Genomic DNA, 22,989 nt, shown 5'->3' on the forward strand with positions numbered 1-22,989 from the left:
GAGGACCACTGCCCGCGGCGGCGACCCGGCCTGCCCGAAGGAGGACCCATGTCCGTTCCGATCCCGCCCCCCGCGCCGTCCACCACATCGGACGACGCGCCACCCCGGAAGTTCCGCACCCTGTTCGGTGCGGGCATCGGCAACACCCTCGAGTGGTACGACTGGAGCGTCTACGCGATCTTCGCGCCGTTCTTCGCCGCGCAGTTCTTCGTCGACGACACCCCGACCGGCGCGCTGCTGGCGACGCTCGCGGTGTTCGCCGTCGGGTTCGTCATGCGGCCCATCGGAGGGTTCGCGTTCGGCTGGCTCGCCGACCGCCACGGGCGGCGCTTCTCGATGACCGCCTCGATGCTGCTCATGGCCGCCGGCAGCCTCGTGATCGGCCTCGCGCCGACGCACGCGATGATCGGTGTCTGGGCGGCGGTGATCCTCGTCGTCGCGCGCCTGGCGCAGGGGCTCGCACACGGTGGCGAGATCGCGGCCGCCTACACCTACATCGCCGAGATCGCGCCACGTGCCCGGCGCGGGCTCTGGTCCACCAGCCTCTACGTCTCCGTCACCGCCGGGATCGTGCTCGCCTCGCTCATCGGCGCCGCGTCGAGCAGCCTGTTCGGCGAGGACACCCTGCGGGACTGGGCGTGGCGGATCCCGTTCCTGTTTGGCGGGCTGCTCGGGCTCGCCGCGCTGTACCTGCGGGCCACCCTGCCGGAGACCGAGGCGTTCACCGCGCAGGACGACACCGGCGGCGCGGGGCCACAGCGGCGCACCGCCCGGGACCTGTTCGACGGCCTGCGCCGCAACCGGATCAGCCTCCTGCGCATCCTCGGTTTCAGCCTCGCCAGCACTGTCGTCTACTACACCTGGGCGATCGGGATCTCCGGCTTCGCCATCACCAGCCAGGGCGTGCCCGCCACCGGCGCGCTGTGGGCGACGGTCGCCGCCAACGCCGTCTTCATGATCACCCTGCCGCTGTGGGGAATGCTCTCGGACCGGTTCGGTCGGCGCCCGATCTTCATCGCCTACTCGATCGCGTTCCTGGTGCTGACGCTGCCGTTGCTCGCCGCGCTCGACGGTTCGGCCCTGCGGCTCTTCGCGATCATGTGCGTGGCGCTGTTCTTCCTCGGCGCGTTCGTCGGGATCATGCCGGCCTACTTCGCCGAGCTCTTCCCGACCGAGGTGCGGGCCTCGGGTATCGGTGTCCCGTACTCCTTCGCCGTGGCGATCTTCGGCGGGACGGCGCCGTACATCCTGACCTGGCTCGCGAGCAAGGACCTGGTGTGGGTGTTCGGGGTCTATACGATGGTGCTGGTCGCCATCGGCCTGGTCACGACGCTGCTCAGCCCGGAGACGCAGGGCCGGGAGCTTCGCTGAGCGGGGGCCCGGAACCGTCCAGCAGTGCCCGCGCCCCCCGCCCGACGTGCCCGATCACGTCGTCGGTCCGGGCGCGGGCCGTCTCACCGCCCGGCAGCAACGGGTGCAGCAGGCTCAACCCCAGCAACCAGGACAGCAGCAGTTCCGCCCGCAGGGCGGCGTCCCGCTCGTCGGCGGCCCCGCCGGCCTGCGCCGCGAACGCGGCGGTGAAGGCCCCCGCCAGCTCGGCCCGCACCGCGGCCGCCGCCTCGGAGGTCCCGGCGGATCGCACGATCGACCCGAACAGGTCGTGCTCCGGCCCGGACCGGGGACCGTCCAGGATGGACCGCAGGGTGCGCTCGAGCAGCTCCTCCGGCGGGCCGCCGTGGAGTACCGCCAGTGCCCGCTCCGCGGCCACCCGGGCGTACAGCGCGTCCTTGCTGCCGAAGTAACGGAACAGCAGTGTCTGGTTCACCCCGGCCCGCTCCGCGATCGCCCGCACCGAGGTGCGGTCGTAGCCGTGCTCGGTGAACAGGTCGCCGGCCGCGGCCAGCAGCGCGCGCCGGGTGGCGTCACCGGAGCGGGCGGGCGGGATGCCGTGGTCGGCGGACACGGGATCGGCTCCTCCGGGTGCGGGCGGGTGATCGGACGGACGGACCGTAGCGCCCGCCGAGCGGCGCATGACGGCGCCACCACCGGGGTAACCCGGACCGATCCCGATCCGAGCACGAACGACAGGAGACGCGCTTCCCATGGCCGCAGGCGACGAGAACGAGTTCCAGCCCGAGGCGCCCGACATGGCGTCGGCACTGCAGCTGGACACCGACGAGGCGCTGACCGGCCCCTCGGACACCGATCCGCTGGACTCCGGGTACGTCCCGCCGGACCGGCCCTACGGCGTGGACGACAACGCGGTCACCGCGGCGGGGGAGCGGGAGGGCGAGAGCCACGACGCGCGGCTGGCCCGTGAGCTGCCGGACCGCGAGCCGGGCGCCGACGAGGACCGCTCCGGCCGGCTCACCACCTCCGAGCCCGCGCCGGACGGCGAGAACGCTGCCGACGGCACGGCCGAGGAGGTCGGTATCGACGGCGGCGCGGCCAGCGCCGAGGAGGCCGCCGTGCACGACGTCGACCCGGGCATCGAGCCGGTGGTCGACGAGACGCCGGTCGGCGACCCGGAGGTCAGCGCGCAGCTGGCGGACGACGACCAGGCCGACGAGGCAGTCGCGGACGCGGAGTCGGACGCCGAGACGGACCCGGAGTGGAATCGCGAGAGCTGACGGGCCCGTGGCCGGGCGGCGCCGTCGGTCAGGCGGCGGCGCTGCCGGTCAGCCGGGCGATGGCGCCGTCGAGGTCCTGGTGGTCGTTCTCCTCGCCGAGATCCACGATCTCGAGCGTGGCGTCCACGAACTGGGCCAGCAGGTCGCGGTCGACCTCGAGGGTCGCGGACCCGCCGTCCGACCGGATCTCGATCTCGACGACGTCGTAGCCGTCCACCCGCCGCGGCGCCATCCGGATGTCACCGATGCCGGTCGGGGTGGTCAGGCCCTCGATCACCAGGTCCCGGGCGACCAGCCAGTCGACCCAGCGGTCGGTCGAGCGCCGCACGGAGAACGTGATCGCGAACGGATCGGCGGCGTGGTACGACCAGCGACTCACGATCGGGGACGCCTGCCCGTGCAGCACGGTGAAGACATCCTGCTGGATCGAGTCGCCGTTCATCTCGCCCTCCTGGAACCTCGTGCGACCGCGCTGGTGGCGCGGTCTCACCATGAACATCGCCGGAAAGCCCTCCGGCGCTGCACCTTCGGCACCGATTCACCCGTTCGCGCGAGCGAGGCGGTCGACTCACCGTATACGGCGCGCGATCTCGGGCGACCCGAGAGTGGGTCGGCCTGGCCCTGTCGTCAGGTCGTCGTCGGATTCGGTGACTGTCCGTGTCGTGCTCGACGCCCCGTGTCCTCTCAGCGCTTCTCGATCGCGGTGACCGTCCAGATGCCGCCGGGGCCCGGGCGCACCGGCTGCTCCAGGGTGAGCGCGGCCCGGCCGGCGGTCGCGCCGTCCGCGACCTCCGCACGGCCGGGCTCCGGCACCGTCGCCGACGGGTCCTGGTACCCGAGCTCGGCCTCGGCGTAGGACAGCGCGACCTGCTCCGGGTCGAGCACCCACGGCGAGCCGCCCCGGTCGGCCTGCTGCTGCATCTCGTCCGCGGCCGCCCGGTCGGCGACCGGCCACGGCAGCGCGTCGTCCTGTTCCCCGCCGCCCGCGGGCGACGGCGCCGGCGTGTCCACGGTGGACGACGACGGTGGTGCCCCGGAGCCGCTCCCGGCCTCCGGCGTCGATGCGCCGGCGCACCCGACCAGCAGCAGCACCAGGACGACCAGGGCCCCGCCGACCAGCGCTCCGCGCAGCAGGATCCGGGGGCCGTACCGGCCCACCCGGAACCAGTCCGCACCGCTCCACGACTCCGGTCGCTCCGCGGGGGACGGCGTCCCGGCGGGCGTCACCTTCGGGAGGTTCGGCGCGGTCACGCGGGCACCCTACGGCCGGAGCGGCCGGTGCGAGCACGGTACCGGCCCGGACTCGCGGTGATCGACGACGAACGGGCCGGACGGGGCGACCGGCGGTGGCGTTCGGACTCCCGTGCGTCGAATTGAGTCATTAGGGTCACACCGAGCCAGGGTCTCACCGGGCACGGGTCACACCGAGCCCGACCGCGAACGATGATGAGGTGCACACGCCATGGCGTCCGCAACCGGCACCGCCGCCACCACGGAGTTCCACTCCGCGCGCGACTTCCTGCTCGCCCACCGCGAGGACTACGCGGGCGCCTACCGGGACTTCCGCTGGCCCGAGCTGACGGAGTTCAACTTCGCGTTGGACCACTTCGACGTCGTCGCCGCCGACCCCGAGCGCGGCGCCCGCCGGGCACTGTGGATCGTCGAGCAGGACGGGTCGCAGGCCCACTGGACCTACGCCGAGCTCGCGGAGCGGTCGAACCGGGTCGCGAACTGGCTGCGCGCGCAGGGTGTCGCCCGCGGTGACCGGATCATCCTCATGCTCGGCAACCAGCTCGAGCTCTGGGAGGCGCTGCTCGCGGCCATGAAGCTCGGCGCCGTCGTCATCCCGGCCACCACCCTGCTGACCCCGGCCGACCTGCAGGACCGGGTGGACCGCGGGCAGGCGCGACACGTCGTCGTCGGGTCGGCGGACACCGCGAAGTTCGACGACGTCGATGGCGACTACACCCGGATCTCCGTCGGCGGCGCGGTCGAGGGCTGGCGCGACTGGTCCGGTGAGGCCTACGACGCCGAGCGTGAGTTCACCCCGGACGGTCCCACCTCGGCGTCGGACACGCTGTTGCTCTACTTCACCTCCGGTACCACCTCGAAGCCGAAGCTGGTCGAGCACACGCACACGTCCTACCCGGTCGGGCACCTGTCCACGATGTACTGGATCGGGCTGGAGCCCGGCGACGTGCACCTCAACATCTCCTCGCCGGGCTGGGCCAAGCACGCCTGGTCCAACGTCTTCGCGCCGTGGATCGCCGAGGCGACCGTGCTGGTGATGAACTACGCGCGGTTCGACGCCGAGAGCGTCCTCGGCGTGCTCGACTCCTGCGGGGTGACCAGCTTCTGCGCCCCGCCGACGGTCTGGCGGATGCTGATCCAGACCGACCTGACGACGCTGCCGTCGCCGCCGGAGAAGGTCATGGGCGCGGGGGAGCCGCTCAACCCAGAGGTCATCTCCCACGTCGAGAAGTCCTGGGGCCGCCGGATCCGCGACGGCTTCGGTCAGACCGAGACCACTCTGCAGATCGGCAACCCGCCCGGCCAGACGATCAAGCCCGGGTCGATGGGCCGCCCGATGCCCGGCTACGTCGTCGTGCTCGTCGACCCGGCGACCGGGGACGTCGCGGAGGAGGGCGAGATCTGCCTCGACCTGGACCACCGCCCGACCGGGCTGATGGTCGGCTACACCGACGACCCCGAGCGCAACGCCGAGGCGATGGCGGGCGGGCGCTACCACACCGGCGACGTCGGCAACCGCGACGCCGACGGCTACATCACCTACGTCGGGCGGGCCGACGACGTGTTCAAGGCCAGCGACTACCGGATCAGCCCGTTCGAGCTGGAGAGCGTGCTGATCGAGCACCCGGCCGTCGCCGAGGCGGCCGTGGTGCCCTCACCGGACCCGGTCCGGCTCGCGGTCCCGAAGGCCTACGTCGCGCTGGCGAAGGGGCACGAGCCGAACGCCGAGACCGCGACGGCGATCCTGCAGTTCGCCCACGACAACCTCGCGCCCTACAAGCGGATCCGCCGCCTGGAGTTCTTCGAGCTGCCCAAGACGATCTCGGGGAAGATCCGCCGGGTCGAGCTGCGCGGGCGGGAGGAGGAGATCCACGCCGACCCGGCCGAGCAGCCGCCGACGGAGTACACGCTCTGAGCCCGGGGCCGGGTCACCGTCCGAAGTGGCCCGGCCAGCGGTCGTAGGGAATCCGCGTGATGTCGACGATCTCGCCGAGCCGGGCCCACTCGTTGCGCCCGAGCCGGGCGAGCGGGGCGAGCCGGCGGACGTCGGGCAGGCTGGTGCCGCGCTCGTCGGTGACGAACACGTCCTCGGAGATCGCGGCGTGCACGACCCGGCCGATCACGACGGTCGAGTTCCCCAGCTCGATGTTCGCGTGCAGCACGCACTCCAGCGCCACCGGCGACTCCGCGACCCGCGGCGGGGCCACGACGGCGCTCGGCTCCGGGGTCAGCCCGACCGAGGCGAACTCGCTGATCTCGGCGGGGAAGTCGGTGCCGGTGGCGTTGATCTTCTCGAACATCGGCTCGCCGGCCAGGTTGACGACGAACTCGCGGGTCTGCGAGACGTTGCGCAGCGAGTCCTTCTTCCCGACCGAGGTGAACTGGACCATCGGCGGGTCGACGCAGGACACCGTGAAGAACGAGTGCGGGGCGAGGTTGTCCACGCCGCCGTCCTCACTGCCCGAGCGGGTGGACACCCACGCGATCGGGCGGGGGACGACGACGCTGGTCAGCAGCTTGTAGAACGGGCCGACGCCCATCTGCTCCGGTGTCAGGTCCGTGCGCATGACGATGATCCTGCCCCCTACGGTCGGCTCGTGCGCATCCGTACCCGGGCGACCGGACTCGTGATCGGGATCGTCGCGGACGCCGTGGCCGGCGATCCGCGGCGCGGGCACCCGGTGGCCGGGTTCGGCACGCTCGCCGCCGGGCTGGAACGACGGCTGTACCGCGACTCCCGCCTCGCCGGCGCAGGCTACGCGGCCGTGCTGGTCGGGGCGACCGTCGTGGTCGGGGCGCTCGCCGAGCGCGCGGTCGCCGGTCCGGGGGGTGCCTGGTGTGCGGCGGGCCGGGGGGCCGGGAACACCGCGGGCGACGCGCACCTGCGGCAGGCCGCGCACGTCGGGCTCACGGCGCTCGCGACCTGGGCCGTGCTGGGCGGGACCTCCCTGGTCCGGGAGGGCGAGGCCCTCGGCGCGGCCCTGGCCGCGGGGGACACGACGTCGGCCCGCGCCCGCATCCCCAGCCTCTGCGCCCGGGACCCCGCACTGCTCGACGAGGCGGGGATGGCCCGCGCGGGAGTGGAGTCGCTGGCCGAGAACACCTCGGACGCCGTCGTCGGGCCGCTGGTCTGGGGCGCCGTCGCGGGGGTGCCGGGGCTGCTCGGCTACCGCGCCGTGAACACCCTGGACGCGATGGTCGGCTACCGCTCGGCCCGCCACGCCCGGTTCGGCTGGGCGGCGGCGCGGCTCGACGACCTGGTGAACCTGGTCCCGGCGCGGGTCACGGCGGCGATCACGGTCGCCGTGGCGCCGCTGGTGGGCGGGAGCCCGGGTGCGGCCGCACGGGCCTGGCGGCGCGACGCCGGCGGGCACCCGAGCCCGAACGCCGGCCCGGTCGAGGCGACCGCGGCGGGCGCGCTCGGCCTGCGTCTCGGCGGTCCGACGACCTACGCCCACGGCACCGAGGACCGTCCCTCGCTGGGCGACGGCCGCGCGCCGGGCGTCACGGACCTGCACCGCACCGCCCGGCTGTCCCGCCTGGTGGCGGTGACGGCCGGAGCGCTGGCGGTCGGAACGGCCCGGCTCCTCGCCGACCGCTGCCCGCCCACCGGTGGCCGGCGTGGACGCTCGCCAGTTGTCGCGCTGCTCACCCCATCGCGTGAGCACCGACGAGACCGGTGAGCGGCTGCGCCCGGGGGCGGGTGGTTGCCGGTGGGGGTGGGGTCAGGTCGTGCTGCGGGTGTTCTGGTCGTGGCGCTCCGCGTCGCCGCCGGGTCCGGTGTCCTCCGGGGCGTAGCCGTCCCGGCCGGCGAGCTGGTCGCGCAGGCTGACCGGCCGGTCCCGGTCCGGCCGCCGCTGCAGCAGCTCCAGCCGGATGAAGATCCCCAGCGCGACGAGGGCGACCAGCCCGAACGTCAGCCACTGCAGCGCGTAGGAGAAGTTGCTGAACGGCGCGCCGCCGCCGGGCGGGGCGACGGGTATCGGGGTGAGCACACCGGGCTGGCCCTGGTCGAGCGCGACGATCCCCTCGACCGTCGTCAGACCGGTGATCCCGGCGACCTCGCGGGAGTCGACGGCGTAGACCTGCCGGACCCCGCTCTCGGTGAACGGTGCCCGGGCCGCCGGGTCGGTCTCGTTCGTGCGCAGCCGGCCCTGCACGGTCACCGTTCCGGCCGGCGGCGGCGCGTAGGCCGGGATCTCACCGCGGTCCCCGGCGAACACCGAGCCCCGGTTCACCACGACGGTCCGGCCGTCCGCCAGACGCAGCGGGGTCAGGATCTCGTAGGCCGGCTGACCGCTGCTCTGCCGCAGCCGCGCGACGGCCTCCGAGCCCGGCTCGAACGTGCCCGTCAGGTCCACCCGGCGCCAGACGTCGTCGCCGGAGACGCCCTGCCCGGCCGGGACGAGCTCCGCGAACGGCACCGGCGCGGTCGCGTCGGCCTCGGCGATCTGCTGGTTCTGCGCGTCCCGCTGGGCCTCCCGGTCGAACTGCCACGGCGCGAGCAGCGTGTAGCACGCCACGACGAACGCCAGCACGGCGACGACGAAGGCGATCCACCCGGGGCGCAGCAGGAAACGCACGCCTCCCAGGGTAGATCCTGCACCGGGACATACTGACGCCCGTGGGTACCGACCTCGGCGGCGCGATCCTGATCGCAGGCACGACCTCGGACGCCGGCAAGAGCGCCGTCGTCGCGGGGATCTGCCGGTGGCTGCACCGGCGCGGGGTGTCGGTGGCGCCGTTCAAGGCGCAGAACATGAGCAACAACTCGGTCGTCACCCCGGACGGCGGTGAGATCGGCCGCGCCCAGGCCATGCAGGCGTTCGCGAGCGGGATCGCTCCGGGCGTCGACCTCAACCCGGTCCTGCTGAAGCCGGGCAGCGACCGGACCTCCCAGGTCGTCGTCCGCGGGCGGGCCGACGGGCAGGTCTCGGCGCTGTCCTACCGGCACCGCACCGCCGCGCTGGCCGACGTCGTCGCCGACTCGCTCGCCGCGCTGCGGCGCCGCTACGACGTCGTCGTGTGCGAGGGGGCGGGCTCCCCGGCGGAGATCAACCTGCGGGCCACCGACCTGGCCAACATGGGCCTCGCGCGGCGCGCCGGGCTGCCGGTGCTCGTCGTCGGCGACATCGACCGCGGCGGGGTGCTCGCGCACCTGTTCGGGACGCTCGCCGTGCTCGACCCGGCCGACCAGGCGCTGGTCGCCGGCTTCGTGATCAACAAGTTCCGGGGCGACCCGCGGCTGCTCGAGCCCGGTCTGGAGCAGCTGCGGAGCCTGACCGGGCGGCCCACGCTGGGCGTGATCCCGTTCGCCGACGGGCTCTGGCTGGACGCCGAGGACTCGCTGTCCGCTCCGCCCGACGGCGTCCTGGGCAGGCCCGCCCCGCCGCGTGGCGACCAGTGGCTGCGGATCTCCGTCGTCCGGTTCCCGAGGATCTCCAACGCCACCGACGCCGAGGCACTGGCCTGCGAGCCCGGCGTCGCCGTCTCCTACGTCACCGAGCCGTCCCGGATCGCCGACACCGACGTCGTCGTGCTGCCCGGGTCGAAGTCGACCGTCGCCGACCTGGCCTGGCTGCGGGAGTCCGGAATGGCCGCCGCGGTCGCCGCGCACGCCGCCGCCGGGCGTCCGGTGCTCGGGATCTGCGGCGGGTACCAGATGCTGGGCCGGACGATCGCCGACCCGGACGGCGCGGAGGCGACCGCCGGGACGGTCGTCGACGGGCTGGGCCTGCTCGACCTGGAGGTCGCCTTCGACCCGGCCAAGCACCTCGGCAGCCCGACCGGCACCGCCTGGGGTGAGCCGGTGACCGGCTACGAGATCCACCACGGGCGGGTCGTGCGTTCCGGTGATCCGTCACTGATCGAGTGGGAGGGCTCCGACCGCGGTCACGTGCTCGGCACGCACTGGCACGGGCTCGCCGAGAACGACGGGTTCCGCCGGCTGCTGCTGACCCGCCTCGCCGCGCAGGCGGGCCGGACCGGGTTCCGGGTGGCGGACGACACGTCGTTCGCCGCGGAGCGGACCCGGCAGGTCGATCTGCTGGCCGACCTGGTCGAACGTCATCTCGACACGTCGTCACTTGAACAGTTGATCGGACATGGGGTGCCCCCGGATCTCCCGGTGCTCGGCTCCGGTCTGGCAGCCTCACCCGCGTGAGTACGACTCCCAGGTTCCCGTTCTCCGCGGTCGTCGGGCACGACGACCTGCGGCTGGCGCTGTTGCTCAACGCCGTGCACCCGGGGGTCGGCGGGGTGCTCGTGCGGGGCGAGAAGGGCACCGCGAAGTCGACGGCGGTGCGGGCGCTGGCGGCGCTGCTGCCGTCGCTGGACGTGGTGTCCGGGTGCCGGTTCGGCTGCGATCCCGGCGCGCCGGATCCACTGTGTCCGGACGGGCCGCACCCCGCCGACTCCGGCCACGGGACCCGTCCGGCCCGGCTGGTCGAGCTCCCGGTCGGCGCCACCGAGGACCGGCTGGTCGGGTCGCTGGACCTGGAACGCGCGCTGTCCGAGGGACGCCGCGCCTACCAGCCGGGCCTGCTCGCCGACGCGCACCGCGGCGTGCTCTACGTCGACGAGGTCAACCTGCTGCACGACCACCTCGTCGACCTGCTGCTCGACGCGGCCGCGATGGGCCGCGCGCACGTCGAGCGCGACGGCGTCTCGGTCTCGCACGCCGCGCGGTTCCTGCTCGTCGGCACCATGAACCCGGAGGAGGGCGAGCTCCGCCCGCAGCTGCTCGACCGGTTCGGGCTGACGGTGGAGGTGCGGGCCAGCCGCGACGTCGGCACCCGGGTCGAGGTGACCCGGCGCCGGATGGCGTTCGAGGACGACCCGAGCGGGTTCACCGCCCGGTTCGCCGAGGCCGAGGCCGGGACCGCGCAGCGGCTCCGCGACGCCCGCGCGCGGGTCGCCGCGGTCGCGGTGTCCGACCGCGAGCTGCGCCGGATCGCGTTCGTGTGTGCCCGGTTCGACGTCGACGGCATGCGCGCCGACCTGGTCATCGCGCGTGCCGCCGCGGCGCACGCGGCCTGGGAGGGGCGGGACGCCGTCGCCGAGGACGACGTGCGGGTCGCGGCCCGCCTCGCGTTGCCGCACCGGCGTCGCCGGGACCCGTTCGACGAGCCCGGCCTGGACGAGAAGGACCTCGACGAGGCGCTGCGCGACGCCGCGGACGAGCTGGGGCCGGACGGCCCCGACGACGACCCGGACCCCGGGTCCGGCTCCTCGACCGACGGCTCCGGCGACGGGGCGGGGGACGACCGGTCCGGCCGGGACGACGGCGGTGACGGGTACGACGGCCGACCCGGGACCGACGACGCCGGCCGGTCCGGTCCGGCGGGGCGCCGCGATGCCGAGGACGGTGATCGCGACGACCGGAACCGGGATGCCCGGAACCGGGGCACCCGGGACGGGGCGGAGGGCACCTCCGGCACCGGGGACGGCCCCGGCGGGGCGGACCCGACCGACCCGACCGGCCCTGACCCGAGCGGCTCCGGGGCGGACGACTCCGGCGGCACCCGCCCCGGGGCGGCCGGCGGGGACGGTGGGGAGGGGCGCGCCGTCGTCGTCGGGGATGCGGCGCGGCTGCACCGCGCGACCGTCCGGACGTTCACCGTCCCCGGGCTCGGGGCCGGCGCCCCCGGACGTCGCTCACGGGCCCGCACCGACACCGGCCGCGTCGTCCGCCCGACCGACGGCGGCACCTCCCGCGCCGCGGACCTGCATCTGCCCGCCACCGTGCTCGCCGCCGCACCGCACCAGCGGGAACGCGGGCGGCACGGACCGGGGCTGGTCGTCCGGCGCGGCGACCTGCGCCGCGCCGAGCGGGAGGGCCGCGAGGGGAACCTGGTGCTGTTCGTCGTCGACGCCTCGGGCTCGATGGCCGCGCGCCGCCGGATGACCGCCGTCTCCGGCGCCGTGCTGGGGTTGCTCCGCGACGCCTACCAGCGCCGGGACAAGGTCGGGCTGGTCACCTTCCGGGGCCGCGCCGCCGAGCTGGCGCTGCCGCCGACGTCGTCGGTGCCCACCGCGCAGCAGCGGCTCGCGACGCTGCGCACCGGCGGACGCACCCCGCTGGCCGGCGGGCTGCTCAAGGCCCGCGCCGTGCTGGCCACCGAGCGGCGCCGCGACCCGCGACGGCGCCCGCTGCTGGTCCTGCTCACCGACGGCCGGGCCACCGTCCCGGGCCGGGCCGGCGGTGACCCGGTGGCCGACTCGCACCGGGCCGCCGGGCTGCTGGCCGCCGACGGGGTGCACACCGTCGTCGTCGACTGCGAGTCCGGGCACGTGCGGCTCGGCCTCGCCACGCCGCTGGCCGCCGCGGCCGGCGGCGACCTGGTCCGGCTCGACGAGCTGACCGCGGACGGGGTCGGCGACGTCGTCCGCGCCGCCCGTCGCGCCCCGGGCGACAAGCCCCGGGCCGCCTGAACGAGAGGAGAGCCGACCGTGCCGCAGGGCCAGGTCGCCAGTGTCCCCACCGACGGGCTGACCACCCGCCAGCGTCGCAACCGCCCGCTGCTGGTGGTGCACACCGGCGCCATGAAGGGGAAGTCGACCGCCGCCTTCGGGACGGCGCTGCGCGGCTGGAACCAGGGCTGGTCGATCGCCGTGTTCCAGTTCGTCAAGTCCGCGAAGTGGAAGGTCGGCGAGGAGGAGGCGTTCCGCGCGCTCGGCACGGTGCACGAGCAGACCGGCCAGGGCGGGCCGGTCGAGTGGCACAAGATGGGGTCGGGCTGGTCCTGGTCGCGCAGGTCCGGCACCGAGGCCGACCACGCCGCCGACGCCGCCGAGGGCTGGGCCGAGATCCGCCGCCGCATCTCCGCCGGTGCGCACGACCTCTACGTGCTCGACGAGTTCACCTACCCGCTGAAGTGGGGCTGGATCGACGTCGACGAGGTCGTCGCGACCCTGGCCGACCGGCCCGGGCACCAGCACGTGATCGTCACCGGCAGGGACGCCCCGCCGGCGCTGGTCGAGGCCGCGGACCTGGTCATGGAGACCACGAAGATCAAGCATCCGATGGACGCCGGGCAGAAGGGGCAGCGGGGGATCGAGTGGTGAGCGCGTGACCGCCCCGCGCGCGCTGGTGGTCGCGGCGCCGTCGTCGGGCAGCGGGAAGACGACCGTCGCCACCGGGATCATGGCGGCGCTGCACCGGCGCGGGACGCGGGTCGCGCCGTTCAAGGTCGGGCCCGACTACATCGACCCCGGCTATCACACGCTGGCCGCGGGACGGCCCGGCCGCAACCTCGACGTCGTGCTGCAGGGGCCCGACCGGCTCGCGCCGCTGGCGCGGCACGGTGCGCGCGGTGCGGACGTCGCCGTCGTCGAGGGGGTCATGGGGCTGTTCGACGGCCGGATCCCGGACGGCGCCGGGAGCACCGCGCAGGTCGCCGCCGCGCTGGGGGCCCCGGTGGTGCTGGTGGTCGACGTGCGCGGGCAGGCCCGCTCGCTGGCCGCGCTGCTGCACGGGTTCCGGTCGTTCGACTCCTCGATCGAGCTCGCCGGTGTGGTCCTCAACCGGGTCGGCTCCGAGCGGCACGCCGAGGTGCTGCGTGCGGCCGCCGACGAGGTGGGGCTGCCGGTGCTCGGCGCGGTGCCCCGGCGCGCGGAGCTGGCGGTGCCGTCGCGGCACCTCGGCCTGGTCACCGCGGCCGAGCACGGAGCCGCCGCGACGGCCGCGGTGGACGCGATGGCGGAGCTGGTCGCCGCACATGTGGACCTGGACGCGCTCGTCGGGCTCGCCCGGCCGCTGCCGCAGGGGCCGGCCTGGGACCCGGCCGCCGAGATCGCCGCCGTCCGCCCCGGGCCCACCGACGGCCCCCTCGTCGCTCCCGTCGCCGCCGGGACGGGCCCGCTCGTGGCACGGGCAGTGGTGGGGACGAGGGCGGGTGCCGGGTACCGGCCGGTGGTCGCGCTGGCCGGTGGGCCGGCGTTCGGGTTCGGGTACGCCGAGCACGCCGAGCTGCTCGCGGCCGCGGGGGCCGAGGTCGTCGCCGTCGACCCGTTGCGGGACCCGCACCTGCCCGAGCGGACCGCCGCGCTGGTGCTGCCCGGCGGATTCCCCGAGGAGCACGTCGGCGCGTTGGGGGACAACGCATCGCTGCGCGCGGAGGTGGCGGCACTGGCCGCGTCCGGGGCGCCGGTGCACGCCGAGTGCGGCGGGCTGCTCTACCTGTGCCGGGACCTCGACGGCACCCCGATGTGCGGGGTGCTCGACGCCTCCGCCGCGATGACCCCGCGGCTCACGCTCGGCTACCGGGAGGCGGTCGCCGTGTCGCCGTCGGCGGCGTTCCCCGCCGGGAGCCGGGTCGGGGCGCACGAGTTCCACCGGTGCGCGGTCACCCCGCGCGCCGGCGCGGCCCCGGCCTGGGCCTGGCGCGGGGGCGAGCCCGAGGGTTTCGTCTCCGGCGGGGTGCACGCGTCGTTCCTGCACGCCCACCCCGCGGGCGTCCCGGCCGCCGTCGCCCGGTTCGTCGCCGCCGCGGCGGGCCGATGATCGACGGTTCCGGCGCGCAGCGTTCGGGAGACGAACGCCCCGCTCCGGAACCGGTGATCACGCTCGTCGTGGGGGTGGGGTTGCGGCCCGGGACGCCGGCGTCGGCGGTGCGGGCGCTGCTGGACGACGTCGCGGTGCGGCACGGGCTGGATCTCACCGGGGCGGAGGTGGCGACGCTGGACCGGCGGGCGCGGGAGCCGGGGTTGTGCGCCGCCGTCGCGCCGGTGGTGCCGCGGGGGTACCCGGCCGCCGAGCTCGCCGCGGTGGCGGTGCCGTCGCCGGATCCCCGGGTCGCCGACGCGACCGGGACGCCGAGTGTCGCCGAGGCGGCGGCGCTGCGGGCGGCTGGCCCGGATGCCGAGCTGGTGGTGCCGAAGACCACGGGGGACGGGGTGACGGTCGCCGTCGCCCGGCCACCGGGGTCGCCCGCGACCGGCTGAGGCGTTCCGGCCGGTGGTGTGGGGTTGGCCTCCCGACGCTTCGGCCCCGCCCGCCCGGGCCGTTATCCTCGATCGTCGCCGCCGGGCGGGATCCGGTGCGGCGCCGCGGGACCCGCCGTCGTGACCCGGGAGGCCGGGAGCGGCAGGCAGCCGTCCGGGTGCGGACCCCGGGAGAGGAACGTCGTTGAGCGCGCAGCACGAGCAGTACCTGGCCGGTCTGGACCTGTCCGGCCGCCGGGTCGTCGTCGTCGGCGGGGGACAGGTCGCGCAGCGCCGGGTCGCCCGGCTGATCGCGGCCGGGGCGGACGTCGAGGTCGTCTCGCCCGAGGTCACCCCGGCCGTCGAGGGCATGGCCTCCGCCGGTGAGATCACCTGGACTGCGCGCGGCTACACCGGCGGCGATCTCGACGGCGCCTGGTACGTGATCGCCGCGACCGACGACCCGGGCGTCAACGCCGCGGTCACCGCCGAGGCGGAGCGCTCCCGGACGTTCTGCGTCCGCGCCGACGACGGCGCGCTGGGCACCGCGGTCACCCCGGCCACCGGCGGGTTCGACGGGATGACCGTCGGGGTGCTGGCCCGCGGTGCGCACCGTCGCTCGGCCGCGGTCCGGACCGCGCTGGTCGAGGCGCTGGCGGCCGGCGTCGTCGACGACTCCGCCGAGCCCCCGCAGCCGGGCGTCGCGCTGGTCGGCGGCGGCCCGGGCGACCCCGAGCTGATCACCGTGCGCGGGCGGCGGCTGCTGGCCCGCGCGGACGTCGTCGTCGCCGACCGGCTGGGCCCCCGGGACCTGATCGACGAGCTCTCCCCGGACGTCGAGGTCATCGACGCCTCCAAGATCCCCTACGGCCGCGCCATGGCCCAGGAGAAGATCAACGAGCTGCTCGTCGAGCACGCCCGGGCCGGCCGGTTCGTGGTGCGGCTCAAGGGCGGTGACCCGTTCGTCTACGGCCGCGGGTTCGAGGAGGTCCAGGCCTGCGCCGCGGCCGGGGTGCCGGTGACCGTCGTCCCGGGGATCACCAGCGCGTTCGCCGCGCCCGCCGTCGCCGGGACGCCGGTGAGCCACCGCGGGGTGGCGCACGAGATCGTCGTCGTGTCCGGGCACGTCGCGCCCGGTGACCCGCGCAGCCTCACCGACTGGCCGGCGCTCGGCCGGATGCGCGGCACGATCGTGCTGATGATGGCGGTGGAGCGGATCGGCCGGTTCGCCGACGTGCTCGTCGAGCACGGCCGCGACCCGCGGACCCCGGTGCTGATCGTGCAGGACGCCACCACCCGCATCCAGCGCTCGGTGCGCACCACGCTGGCCGCGGCCGAGCAGGCCGCCGCGGAGCAGGAGATCAGCCCGCCCGCGATCGTCGTGATCGGCCCGGTCGCCGGGCTGGAGGCACCGGTCGGCGGGTGAGTTGACCCGCGCCGTCGCGCGTGATGGGCTCTCCCACGACGACGGTGCAGGAAGCCGGTGCGAGTCCGGCGCGGTCCCGCCACTGTCACCGGGGAGCGCCTCCCCATGTCACGGCCACTGCCGCACGCCGGTGGGAAGGCCGGGGAGGGGTGTCGATCCGGGAGCCAGGACACTGGCCGTCGTCGCACGGTTCCCATGCTGTGAGGGCGCGGACCCTCGAGGAGGACACGCGATGTACGACGACGCACGCCCGCTGCTCGACGTGCTCGGCACCGGACCGGACGACGACCCGTCCGGCCCGCCCGCCGAGTACCTGCTGGCCGAGGCCGACACCGTCTTCACCTTCGGCCACGGCCCGGAGTCCGTGGCACTGTTCTACGCCGAGGCCTGGCGGGTCGAGCCGGTCCCCGCCCGCGACGCCGTCGCCCGGATCGCGGCCTGGGCCGCCGGGAGCCCGGCGGGACGCGCGGTGCTGGTGGCCGACGGCGACCCGGCCGCCGACGTGGCCCTCGGCGCCGTGCTGGACGGCCTCGGCCGCGCCGTCCCGGCGCTGGCGGTGCGGGCGCCCGCCGGTGCACGGGTGACCCGGCCGCACGGCAGCCCGCTGCCCGGCTGACCCCGGCGTTCCCCGCCCCTGTCCCGAGGTGTGTCAGGGCTGCTCTGCGAGGTCGGCCGGCCGCCAGCTGAGCAGGGGGTCGGCGCGGCACAGGTCCGGGTCGGCGGCGTCCAGGGTGCGGGTGCGGCCCGGACCGGTCGCCACCGTCTCGAACCGGACCGTGACCCGGCCGTGCCCGGCGCCCTGCACCCAGCCGTGGCCGTGCCCGGGATGGCGCACGTCGTCCCCGGCGCGCCACGGCCGGTCCGGATCGGGATGGTCGCCGGGCGCCGGATCGGGGAGGTCCGGGGCGACGTCGTGCTCCGGGGCCGACATCGTCGGATGGTCCCGGACGACCGGCTCCGCCCGGACGGACACGTCGGGCACCGGATCGTCCGGCTCCCCGGACAGCGTCCGCACGACCGCCGCGTCGCCGGTGCTGCGACCGCCGGCCCCGACGGGAACGGCGCCTGCCGCGGTCCCCGGCCCGTCCCCGTCGGTATCGGGGAGGTGGGCGGTGAGCGGGGCCGTCGTCCACCCCTGCGCCGAGGGGACCGCGTCGAACAGCGCCAGGGGCGGCTCGTCCCCGAACCCGGACACCGACACGCCCAGCAACCGCACCCCGCCCTCGCCGACGGCGGTCTCCGCCAGCCGCTGCGCCATCGCCGTCAGCGTGGACAGCTCCCGGCCGGCGAACGGCGTCGTCTCGGACCGTGTCGTCGTCACGAAGTCCCCGGTCCGGGCCTTCACGGTGACCGTGCGGGCGGCGCGGCCGTCGGCGACCAGCCGGCGGTGCACCGCCTCGGTGATCGTCGCGATCGCGTCGTGCACGGCGGTCATCGCGGTCAGGTCGGTGTCGAACGTGGTCTCGGCGCTGATCTGTTTCGCGGCGCCACGCGGGGCGACCGGGCGCGCGTCGATCCCGCGGGCCAGCCGGTGCAGCTCGGTGCCGACCGCACTGCCGAGCACCCCGGTGACCTCGCGGCCGTCCATCGCGGCGAGCTGGCCGATCGTGTCGATCCCGATCTTCCGCAGCGCCTCGCCGGAGACCGGCCCGATGCCCCACAGCGACCGGACCGGCAGGGGCGCCAGGACGTCGTCCTGCTCGGCGTGCGGGATGACCCGCAGCCCGTCCGGCTTGGCCAGCTCGGAGGCGATCTTGGCGATCTGCTTGCCGGATCCCGCGCCGACCGACGCCGCGAGCCCGGTCCGCTCCCGTACCGCCGCGCGCAGCCCGGTGGCGAACTCCTCGACCTCGGCCGGTCCTGCCCCGGCCAGCGACGGCGGCTCGAGGAACGCCTCGTCCACCGACACCGGCTCGAGTACCGGGGAGGCCTCGGCGAGCACGGCCATGACCTCGTCGGACACCGCCTTGTAGAGCGGGAACCGGGGCGGCAGGACGGTGGCGTGCGGGCAGCGCCGCCGGGCCTGGCCCATCGGCATCGCCGAGCGCGCCCCGTACTCGCGGGCCTGGTAGCTCGCCCCGGCGACGACGCCGCGCGGCCCGAGCCCGCCGACCAGCACCGGCCGCTGCGCGAGCGTCGGGCGGGTCAGCTGCTCCACGGACGCGAAGAACGCGTCCATGTCCAGGTGCAGCACCCACCGTGCGTCGCTCACCCCCGCATTGTCACCCCGGGCACCGACAGCGCTGTGTCGCCTCCAGGACGCTGTCGCCGTCGGCGACCACGATCGGTGGTGCGGCCTCCCCGGCACCGGCGACGGCGCCCGGGTGGTCGCCGTACGGGGTCACGACGTCGGCCACCCACCACGACCCGTCGACGTCGCGCCAGTCCAGGACCTCGGCCGGGGTGCCCGGCGCGGAGAGGGTGATCGCGTCCATCGGGCTGGCCAGGCCCTCGCCGGTGGCCTTGAGCAGGGCCTCCTTGCGGGTCCAGGCGACCAGGAAGGACCCGGTGTCCCAGGTGTGGGCGTCCCGTTCGGCGGGCGAGAGCGCGTGCTCGGTGAGGCCGTCGAGGCCGGACAGGGCACGGTGCCCCTCGACGTCCAACCCGACCGGACCGGTCCCGAGCGCGACGCCGACGAGCCGGCCCGAGTGGGTCATCGAGAAGCCGGGCGTCCCGCCGCGGCCGGCCAGGCGGGGTTTGCCGTGCGGCTTCCCGCAGCGGCAGGTGCGGTCGATGTCCAGCGTGGCCGGGTCGGTCCCGAGCGCGTCCGCCAGCACCAGCCGGGCCAGCGCGTGCGCCGCCAGGTAGCGGGCGCGGTCGTCGTCGCGGCGCAGTGCCGCCATCCGCTCACGCTCGTGCGGGTCCAGGATCCCGGCCAGGTCCGGCCGGGACGTCGGGTCGATCGGCGAGGCCCACCAGACGGTCACGGTCACCGGGTCAGCCTCGCACGCCGTCGTCGCACGTGATGCTGCTTCTTGCCAGGGGCGGGGTACGGATCGCAGGATCGGTGATCGTGAGTGTTGACCTCGATACCGGACTCCGTCCCCGATCCACCCCCGCGATCGACCTGCTGGAGGGCGAGCGCCTGCTGTGCCGCCTGCCCGGCGACGGACCCGACCGACCGTACGAGGCCTTCACCGTCACCCCGCTCGCCCGGACCCTCGGTGCCGAGATCACCGGCGTCGACCTGAGCCGGCCGCCGTCGCCCGAGCTGCTCGCCGAGATCCGGCGCGCGATGCTGGAGTGGAAGGTGCTGTTCTTCCCGGGCCAGCACCTGACCAGCGCGCAGCAGGTGGACTTCGGGCTGCTGTTCGGCGAGCTGGAGACCAACCCGCTGCTGGAGGCGGGGGACACCGCCGACGTCGTCCGGTTCGGCGCCGGACCGAAGACCTTCGAGAACATCTGGCACGTCGACACCAGTTTCCGCCCCGAGCCCGCGATGGGCGCGGTGCTGCGGATGGTCACCGCGCCGCCGTCCGGCGGGGACACGATGTGGGCCGACATGGCGGTCGCCTACGACAACCTCTCCGCCGGGGTGAAGTCCCGCATCGACGACGCCGTCGCGGTGCACGACATGGTCCCCGGCTTCGCCCGGTTCCTCGACCCGGCCAAGCTGGCCGAGCTCGAGGACACGTTCCCGCCGGTGACCCACCCGGTCGTCCGGACCCACCCGGAGACGGGGCGGCGGACGCTGTACGTGAACGCGTCCTTCACCACGCGGATCGTGGGCATGGAGCGATCCGAGTCCGACGAGCTGCTGCGGCACCTGTTCGCGCAGGCGCACGTGCCCGAGTACCAGGTCCGTTACCGGTGGGCCGAGGGCACGGTCGCGTTCTGGGACAACCGCGCCACCCAGCACTACGCGGTCGGCGACTACCACCCGCACAAGCGGGTCATGGAGCGCGTGGCGATCGCGGGGGACCGGCCCTTCTGATCCTGACCGTGCGGGGCCGGGCGGTCCGGTCCCGCACGCAGGTCCGGCCTGATGGGGCGACGGCCGTGGCGCACGTGCCGTGCCGAGACGCCGTGCCGTGCCGTGCCGTGCCGAGACGCACTGTGGCCCGGTCGTCCGCACGATCGCATCGTCGCGTCGCGTCGCGTCGCGTCGCGGAGGTTCTGCCACGGCCGAGGCGTGGCGTGGTCGTGGGCTCGCGCGACGGCAATGTGCGGGGGAGTGGCCTGACGCGCGTGATGTCTCAGCACATGGGTGACAGCTCACCGTTCGCAGGCGGGTGCCGGCGGACGGACCGGCCGGCGGGGGCGGCCGGGGTGTCGCGGTGGGGACCGGCGGCCGGTGGACAGGCGTGTTTGCGCAGGTCGTGGAACGGCGTGCGCGAGATGCCGTGCTCGGCGCAGAACGTCGGGACCGCACCCCGCGGTGCGTCGTTGGGCCAACGGCGAGATCGCGAGGCAGAGCTCGATGAGTTCATGGGCGGGCACCGGCGCAGCCTCGCGGCGGAGGTGCCACCACCGGCAACACCCACGGTGTCACCGATGTCCTGAGACATGACAGCGCAGCCTGACGCGGGTCGCTGCTCTCTTCGGGTGACCTTTCCGTTATGGGCTCGCTGACCAGCCGAAACTGTCAGACCCCTTCGCGATGCTCTCACGCATGTTCGACGACACGTCCTCGGCTGATCCGGCCGACACTGATCCGGCCTGCACAGATCTGGCCGGCACCGCCTTGTCCGGCGCGGGCTCCGCCGCGTCCCCCTCGGCCGCGGAAGACTCCGGCCGGGACTCGGTGCCGCCACCGGATCCCGGCCCTCCGCGGTGGTCGGAGCATCCGCCGGATGCTGCGCTGTTCGCGGTGTTGGAGTGTCCGCCGGATGCGGGGACGTCGTCGTTCGAGCGGGTGGAGCGCATCAAGGCCTTCGAGGTGGTGATCGCGCGGTTGCAGGTGATGCAGTCCGAGGAGATCGACGGGTTCGTCGGTGGGGCCGAGCGGGAGGTGGTCGAGTTCCTGGCGAACCATGACCCGGCTCGTGATGGCCGGTTGGGGCCGATGGACAACCTGGAGGGTGCGCTGGACTCGGCGACCGCGGAGATCCGGTTCGCGTTGCATCTGACCCGCACGGGTGCCGGTGTCCGGGTGTTTCATGCGCGGCGGTTGTTCGATCCGCGGATGGCGCCGACCGCGGAGCTGGCGCGGGCGGGGCGGTTGACCTGGCCGAAGATCATGAAGGTGCTCGACGGTGCGGACAACCTGACCGACTCCCAGATCGCCCGGTTGCAGGCTGCGGTGCTGCCGAAGGCTCCGACGCAGACGACGGGGCAGTTGGGGGCGGCGATCGCCCGGTTCCTGGTGCGTCTGGGTGATGAGGTGCCGCGCACGCGTCGGGAGCGTAAGGCTCGGGCGCGGTCGGTGGTGGTGTCGCCGGAGCCGGACGGGATGGCGGTGCTGCGGGTGTTCCTGCCCGCCGCGGCGGCGACCGGGGTCTATGCGGTGCTCGATCAGCACGCCCGCGGCTGCGGGGCCTCGGATCCGCGATCGATGGACGAGCGGCGCACGGACGCGTTGGTGGATCTGGTGTTGCACGGCACCGGCTATGCCAGTGAGGGCAGCGCCGCGGTCGCGGCGGTGGTTGCTGCTGCGGCGGCCGAGGCGCGGGCCGCGGCCGGGGACGCTGCGGCGCCCGCCGCGCCCGCCGCGCCTGCCGGGCAGGCCGCGGAGGCGGGCCCGGTCGTGGTGAACCCGTTCGGCATCCCCCGACCCCGCACCGGCACCGACTCGAACGGCATCTCTTCCGCGGGCGGCCCGTCCGCCGGCCCGGAGGCCAGCGACACCACCTCCGGCCGCGGCGACGGTGGGCGGAGCGGCTCCGGCAGCGCTGACTCCGGCGGCGGCGCCTTCGAGCCCAGCGTCTCCGGAGCCGGCTCGAGAAGCGGCGCTCCGGCCGCGACCCCATCCGGCCCGGACGAGGAGCCGGTCACTCCCGTGCCGATCCCCGGGATCGCCCCGGCCCCACCCGGCGGCGCCCCCGCGGCCCGCAACTCCGTCCAGATCCGCATCAACGTCACCGTCTCGGCCGACACCCTGATCGGCGCCGACGACGACCCCGCCGAACTGGCCGGGTTCGGCCCGATCCCGGCCTCGGATGCCCGGGCGCTGGCGTTCGACCCGGCCAGTATCTGGACCCGGTTGTTCACCGACCCGGTCACCGGGCAGGTCCAGTACCGCGACCCCACCACGTACCGGCCGGATGCGAAGACCGATGCGTTCGTCCGCGCCCGGTTCCCCACCTGCGCCACGCCGGGCTGCCGGGTGCCCTCACACCGCTGCGACCTCGACCACGTCGTCCCCCACCGGGCTGATGGCAGCGGTGGGCTGACGGTGGCGGAGAACCTGTGCCCGCACTGCCGCGGTGATCACCTGCTCAAGCACTGCCGCGGCTGGAGCACCGCCCTGCACGCCGACGGCACGGTGGAATGGACCACCCCGTCCGGGCACACCTACCGCACCGACCCCAGCCCCGTGGGTCCGGTGCGGGCGACCAACAAGGTCGCCAAGCGCGGGCCATCGGCCCTGCAACTGATGCGCGACCCCGAGCTCGCCGCCCGGGTGCTGGCCGAGAAGACCGCGGAGCCGCCGTTCTGATCCCACTGCGCACGCGGGTACCCGGCCGTACCGGACGGTGACTCCGGTCCGTGGGGAGGAGCTCGCCGTGCGTGGCCCCACAGCGATCGGATGCGAGTTCGAGTTGCCGAACCTCGCACGTCCCCGATACTGGAAATAGGGCGGTCGAGAAGCAGGTCGCC

At 75.1% G+C, this 22,989-nt stretch carries 20 protein-coding genes and 1 riboswitch; of the genes, 13 read left to right on the plus strand and 7 right to left on the minus strand.

The window, feature by feature from the left end; translation table 11 throughout:
* The first annotated feature begins 48 nt into the window (after positions 1-48).
* Complete coding sequence (locus WIS52_RS28330) at positions 49-1,371, plus strand: MFS transporter (RefSeq protein ID WP_349301460.1); 1,323 nt, start codon at positions 49-51, stop codon at positions 1,369-1,371.
* Here the strand turns inward: WIS52_RS28330 and WIS52_RS28335 are convergent.
* Positions 1,337-1,963 (minus strand): TetR/AcrR family transcriptional regulator, encoded by a 627-nt coding sequence (locus tag WIS52_RS28335; protein ID WP_349301461.1) that lies wholly within the window; start codon positions 1,961-1,963, stop codon positions 1,337-1,339. The genes WIS52_RS28330 and WIS52_RS28335 overlap by 35 nt on opposite strands.
* 139 nt (positions 1,964-2,102) lie before the next feature.
* On the opposite strand from WIS52_RS28335, the gene WIS52_RS28340 reads away from it, so the two are divergent.
* Positions 2,103-2,630: a DUF5709 domain-containing protein gene (locus WIS52_RS28340; protein WP_349301462.1), complete on the plus strand. Its 528-nt coding sequence runs from the start codon at positions 2,103-2,105 to the stop codon at positions 2,628-2,630.
* 28 nt (positions 2,631-2,658) lie between these two features.
* On the opposite strand, the gene WIS52_RS28345 is transcribed toward WIS52_RS28340, so the two are convergent.
* Both WIS52_RS28345 and WIS52_RS28350 read right to left on the minus strand, forming a co-directional pair.
* On the minus strand, positions 2,659-3,072 hold the full coding sequence (locus tag WIS52_RS28345; RefSeq protein WP_349301463.1) for an SsgA family sporulation/cell division regulator: 414 nt from the start codon (positions 3,070-3,072) through the stop codon (positions 2,659-2,661).
* A 242-nt stretch (positions 3,073-3,314) separates the two neighbouring features.
* The gene (locus WIS52_RS28350; protein ID WP_349301464.1) at positions 3,315-3,881 is read right to left on the minus strand and encodes a hypothetical protein; all 567 of its coding nucleotides are present in this window, start codon (positions 3,879-3,881) and stop codon (positions 3,315-3,317) included.
* A gap of 211 nt (positions 3,882-4,092) precedes the next feature.
* Between WIS52_RS28350 and WIS52_RS28355 the strand changes: the two genes are divergently transcribed.
* Positions 4,093-5,796, plus strand: a complete 1,704-nt coding sequence (locus WIS52_RS28355; RefSeq protein WP_349301465.1) for an AMP-binding protein — start codon at positions 4,093-4,095, stop codon at positions 5,794-5,796.
* A gap of 13 nt (positions 5,797-5,809) precedes the next feature.
* Here WIS52_RS28355 and WIS52_RS28360 read toward each other — a convergent pair whose 3' ends face one another.
* Positions 5,810-6,448 carry a flavin reductase family protein gene (locus WIS52_RS28360; protein WP_349301466.1) on the minus strand — a complete coding sequence of 213 codons (639 nt, stop codon included), beginning with the start codon at positions 6,446-6,448 and terminating at the stop codon, positions 5,810-5,812.
* 30 nt (positions 6,449-6,478) lie between these two features.
* Here WIS52_RS28360 and WIS52_RS28365 point away from each other — a divergent pair, with 30 nt between their 5' ends.
* Positions 6,479-7,564 carry a cobalamin biosynthesis protein gene (locus tag WIS52_RS28365; RefSeq protein WP_349301467.1) on the plus strand — a complete coding sequence of 362 codons (1,086 nt, stop codon included), beginning with the start codon at positions 6,479-6,481 and terminating at the stop codon, positions 7,562-7,564.
* A gap of 42 nt (positions 7,565-7,606) precedes the next feature.
* On the opposite strand, the gene WIS52_RS28370 is transcribed toward WIS52_RS28365, so the two are convergent.
* On the minus strand, positions 7,607-8,464 hold the full coding sequence (locus tag WIS52_RS28370) for an SURF1 family cytochrome oxidase biogenesis protein (RefSeq protein ID WP_349301468.1): 858 nt from the start codon (positions 8,462-8,464) through the stop codon (positions 7,607-7,609).
* 41 nt (positions 8,465-8,505) lie between these two features.
* Here WIS52_RS28370 and WIS52_RS28375 point away from each other — a divergent pair, with 41 nt between their 5' ends.
* From WIS52_RS28375 to WIS52_RS28405, 7 genes are all read left to right on the plus strand, one after another.
* Positions 8,506-10,044, plus strand: a complete 1,539-nt coding sequence (locus tag WIS52_RS28375) for a cobyric acid synthase (protein ID WP_349301469.1) — start codon at positions 8,506-8,508, stop codon at positions 10,042-10,044.
* Positions 10,041-12,314 (plus strand): putative cobaltochelatase, encoded by a 2,274-nt coding sequence (locus WIS52_RS28380; RefSeq protein ID WP_349301470.1) that lies wholly within the window; start codon positions 10,041-10,043, stop codon positions 12,312-12,314. The genes WIS52_RS28375 and WIS52_RS28380 overlap by 4 nt, the downstream gene beginning before the upstream one ends.
* 18 nt (positions 12,315-12,332) lie before the next feature.
* The gene (gene cobO / locus WIS52_RS28385; RefSeq protein ID WP_349301471.1) at positions 12,333-12,947 is read left to right on the plus strand and encodes a cob(I)yrinic acid a,c-diamide adenosyltransferase; all 615 of its coding nucleotides are present in this window, start codon (positions 12,333-12,335) and stop codon (positions 12,945-12,947) included.
* Between the two features lie 4 nt (positions 12,948-12,951).
* Positions 12,952-14,385, plus strand: coding sequence for a cobyrinate a,c-diamide synthase (locus WIS52_RS28390; RefSeq protein WP_349301472.1), 1,434 nt, complete (start codon positions 12,952-12,954; stop codon positions 14,383-14,385).
* Positions 14,382-14,825, plus strand: a complete 444-nt coding sequence (locus WIS52_RS28395; RefSeq protein ID WP_349301473.1) for a cobalamin biosynthesis protein — start codon at positions 14,382-14,384, stop codon at positions 14,823-14,825. Before WIS52_RS28390 ends, WIS52_RS28395 begins: the two co-directional genes overlap by 4 nt.
* A 184-nt stretch (positions 14,826-15,009) precedes the next feature.
* Complete coding sequence (gene cobA, locus WIS52_RS28400) at positions 15,010-16,230, plus strand: uroporphyrinogen-III C-methyltransferase (RefSeq protein WP_349301474.1); 1,221 nt, start codon at positions 15,010-15,012, stop codon at positions 16,228-16,230.
* 25 nt (positions 16,231-16,255) lie between these two features.
* A riboswitch (cobalamin riboswitch) is annotated at positions 16,256-16,425 on the plus strand.
* Between the two features lie 37 nt (positions 16,426-16,462).
* Positions 16,463-16,846, plus strand: coding sequence for a hypothetical protein (locus WIS52_RS28405; RefSeq protein ID WP_349301475.1), 384 nt, complete (start codon positions 16,463-16,465; stop codon positions 16,844-16,846).
* 33 nt (positions 16,847-16,879) lie between these two features.
* Here WIS52_RS28405 and WIS52_RS28410 read toward each other — a convergent pair whose 3' ends face one another.
* Together WIS52_RS28410 and WIS52_RS28415 are read right to left on the minus strand one after the other, a co-directional pair.
* A complete protein-coding gene (locus tag WIS52_RS28410; RefSeq protein WP_349301476.1) occupies positions 16,880-18,442 on the minus strand; it encodes a DNA polymerase IV in 1,563 nt (520 codons plus the stop codon).
* A 10-nt stretch (positions 18,443-18,452) separates the two neighbouring features.
* On the minus strand, positions 18,453-19,163 hold the full coding sequence (locus WIS52_RS28415; RefSeq protein WP_349301477.1) for a 4'-phosphopantetheinyl transferase family protein: 711 nt from the start codon (positions 19,161-19,163) through the stop codon (positions 18,453-18,455).
* Between the two features lie 80 nt (positions 19,164-19,243).
* Between WIS52_RS28415 and WIS52_RS28420 the strand changes: the two genes are divergently transcribed.
* Entirely contained in the window at positions 19,244-20,164 is a 921-nt protein-coding gene (locus WIS52_RS28420) for a TauD/TfdA dioxygenase family protein (RefSeq protein WP_349301478.1), read from the plus strand.
* A gap of 876 nt (positions 20,165-21,040) precedes the next feature.
* Positions 21,041-22,828: an HNH endonuclease signature motif containing protein gene (locus WIS52_RS28425; protein ID WP_349301479.1), complete on the plus strand. Its 1,788-nt coding sequence runs from the start codon at positions 21,041-21,043 to the stop codon at positions 22,826-22,828.
* Positions 22,829-22,989: the final 161 nt, after the last annotated feature.

Source organism: Pseudonocardia nematodicida, from assembly GCF_040105385.1.
In the GTDB taxonomy this organism is placed as follows: Bacteria; Actinomycetota; Actinomycetes; order Mycobacteriales; family Pseudonocardiaceae; genus Pseudonocardia; species Pseudonocardia nematodicida.

Coding starts and splice junctions, on each gene's coding strand:
- WIS52_RS28330 (WP_349301460.1), top strand. CDS start 49: ATGTCCGTTCCGATCCCGCCCCCCGCGCCGTCCACCACATCGGACGAC.
- WIS52_RS28360 (WP_349301466.1), bottom strand. CDS start 6,448: ATGCGCACGGACCTGACACCGGAGCAGATGGGCGTCGGCCCGTTCTAC.
- WIS52_RS28405 (WP_349301475.1), top strand. CDS start 16,463: ATGTACGACGACGCACGCCCGCTGCTCGACGTGCTCGGCACCGGACCG.
- WIS52_RS28395 (WP_349301473.1), top strand. CDS start 14,382: ATGATCGACGGTTCCGGCGCGCAGCGTTCGGGAGACGAACGCCCCGCT.
- WIS52_RS28340 (WP_349301462.1), top strand. CDS start 2,103: ATGGCCGCAGGCGACGAGAACGAGTTCCAGCCCGAGGCGCCCGACATG.
- WIS52_RS28345 (WP_349301463.1), bottom strand. CDS start 3,072: ATGAACGGCGACTCGATCCAGCAGGATGTCTTCACCGTGCTGCACGGG.
- WIS52_RS28355 (WP_349301465.1), top strand. CDS start 4,093: ATGGCGTCCGCAACCGGCACCGCCGCCACCACGGAGTTCCACTCCGCG.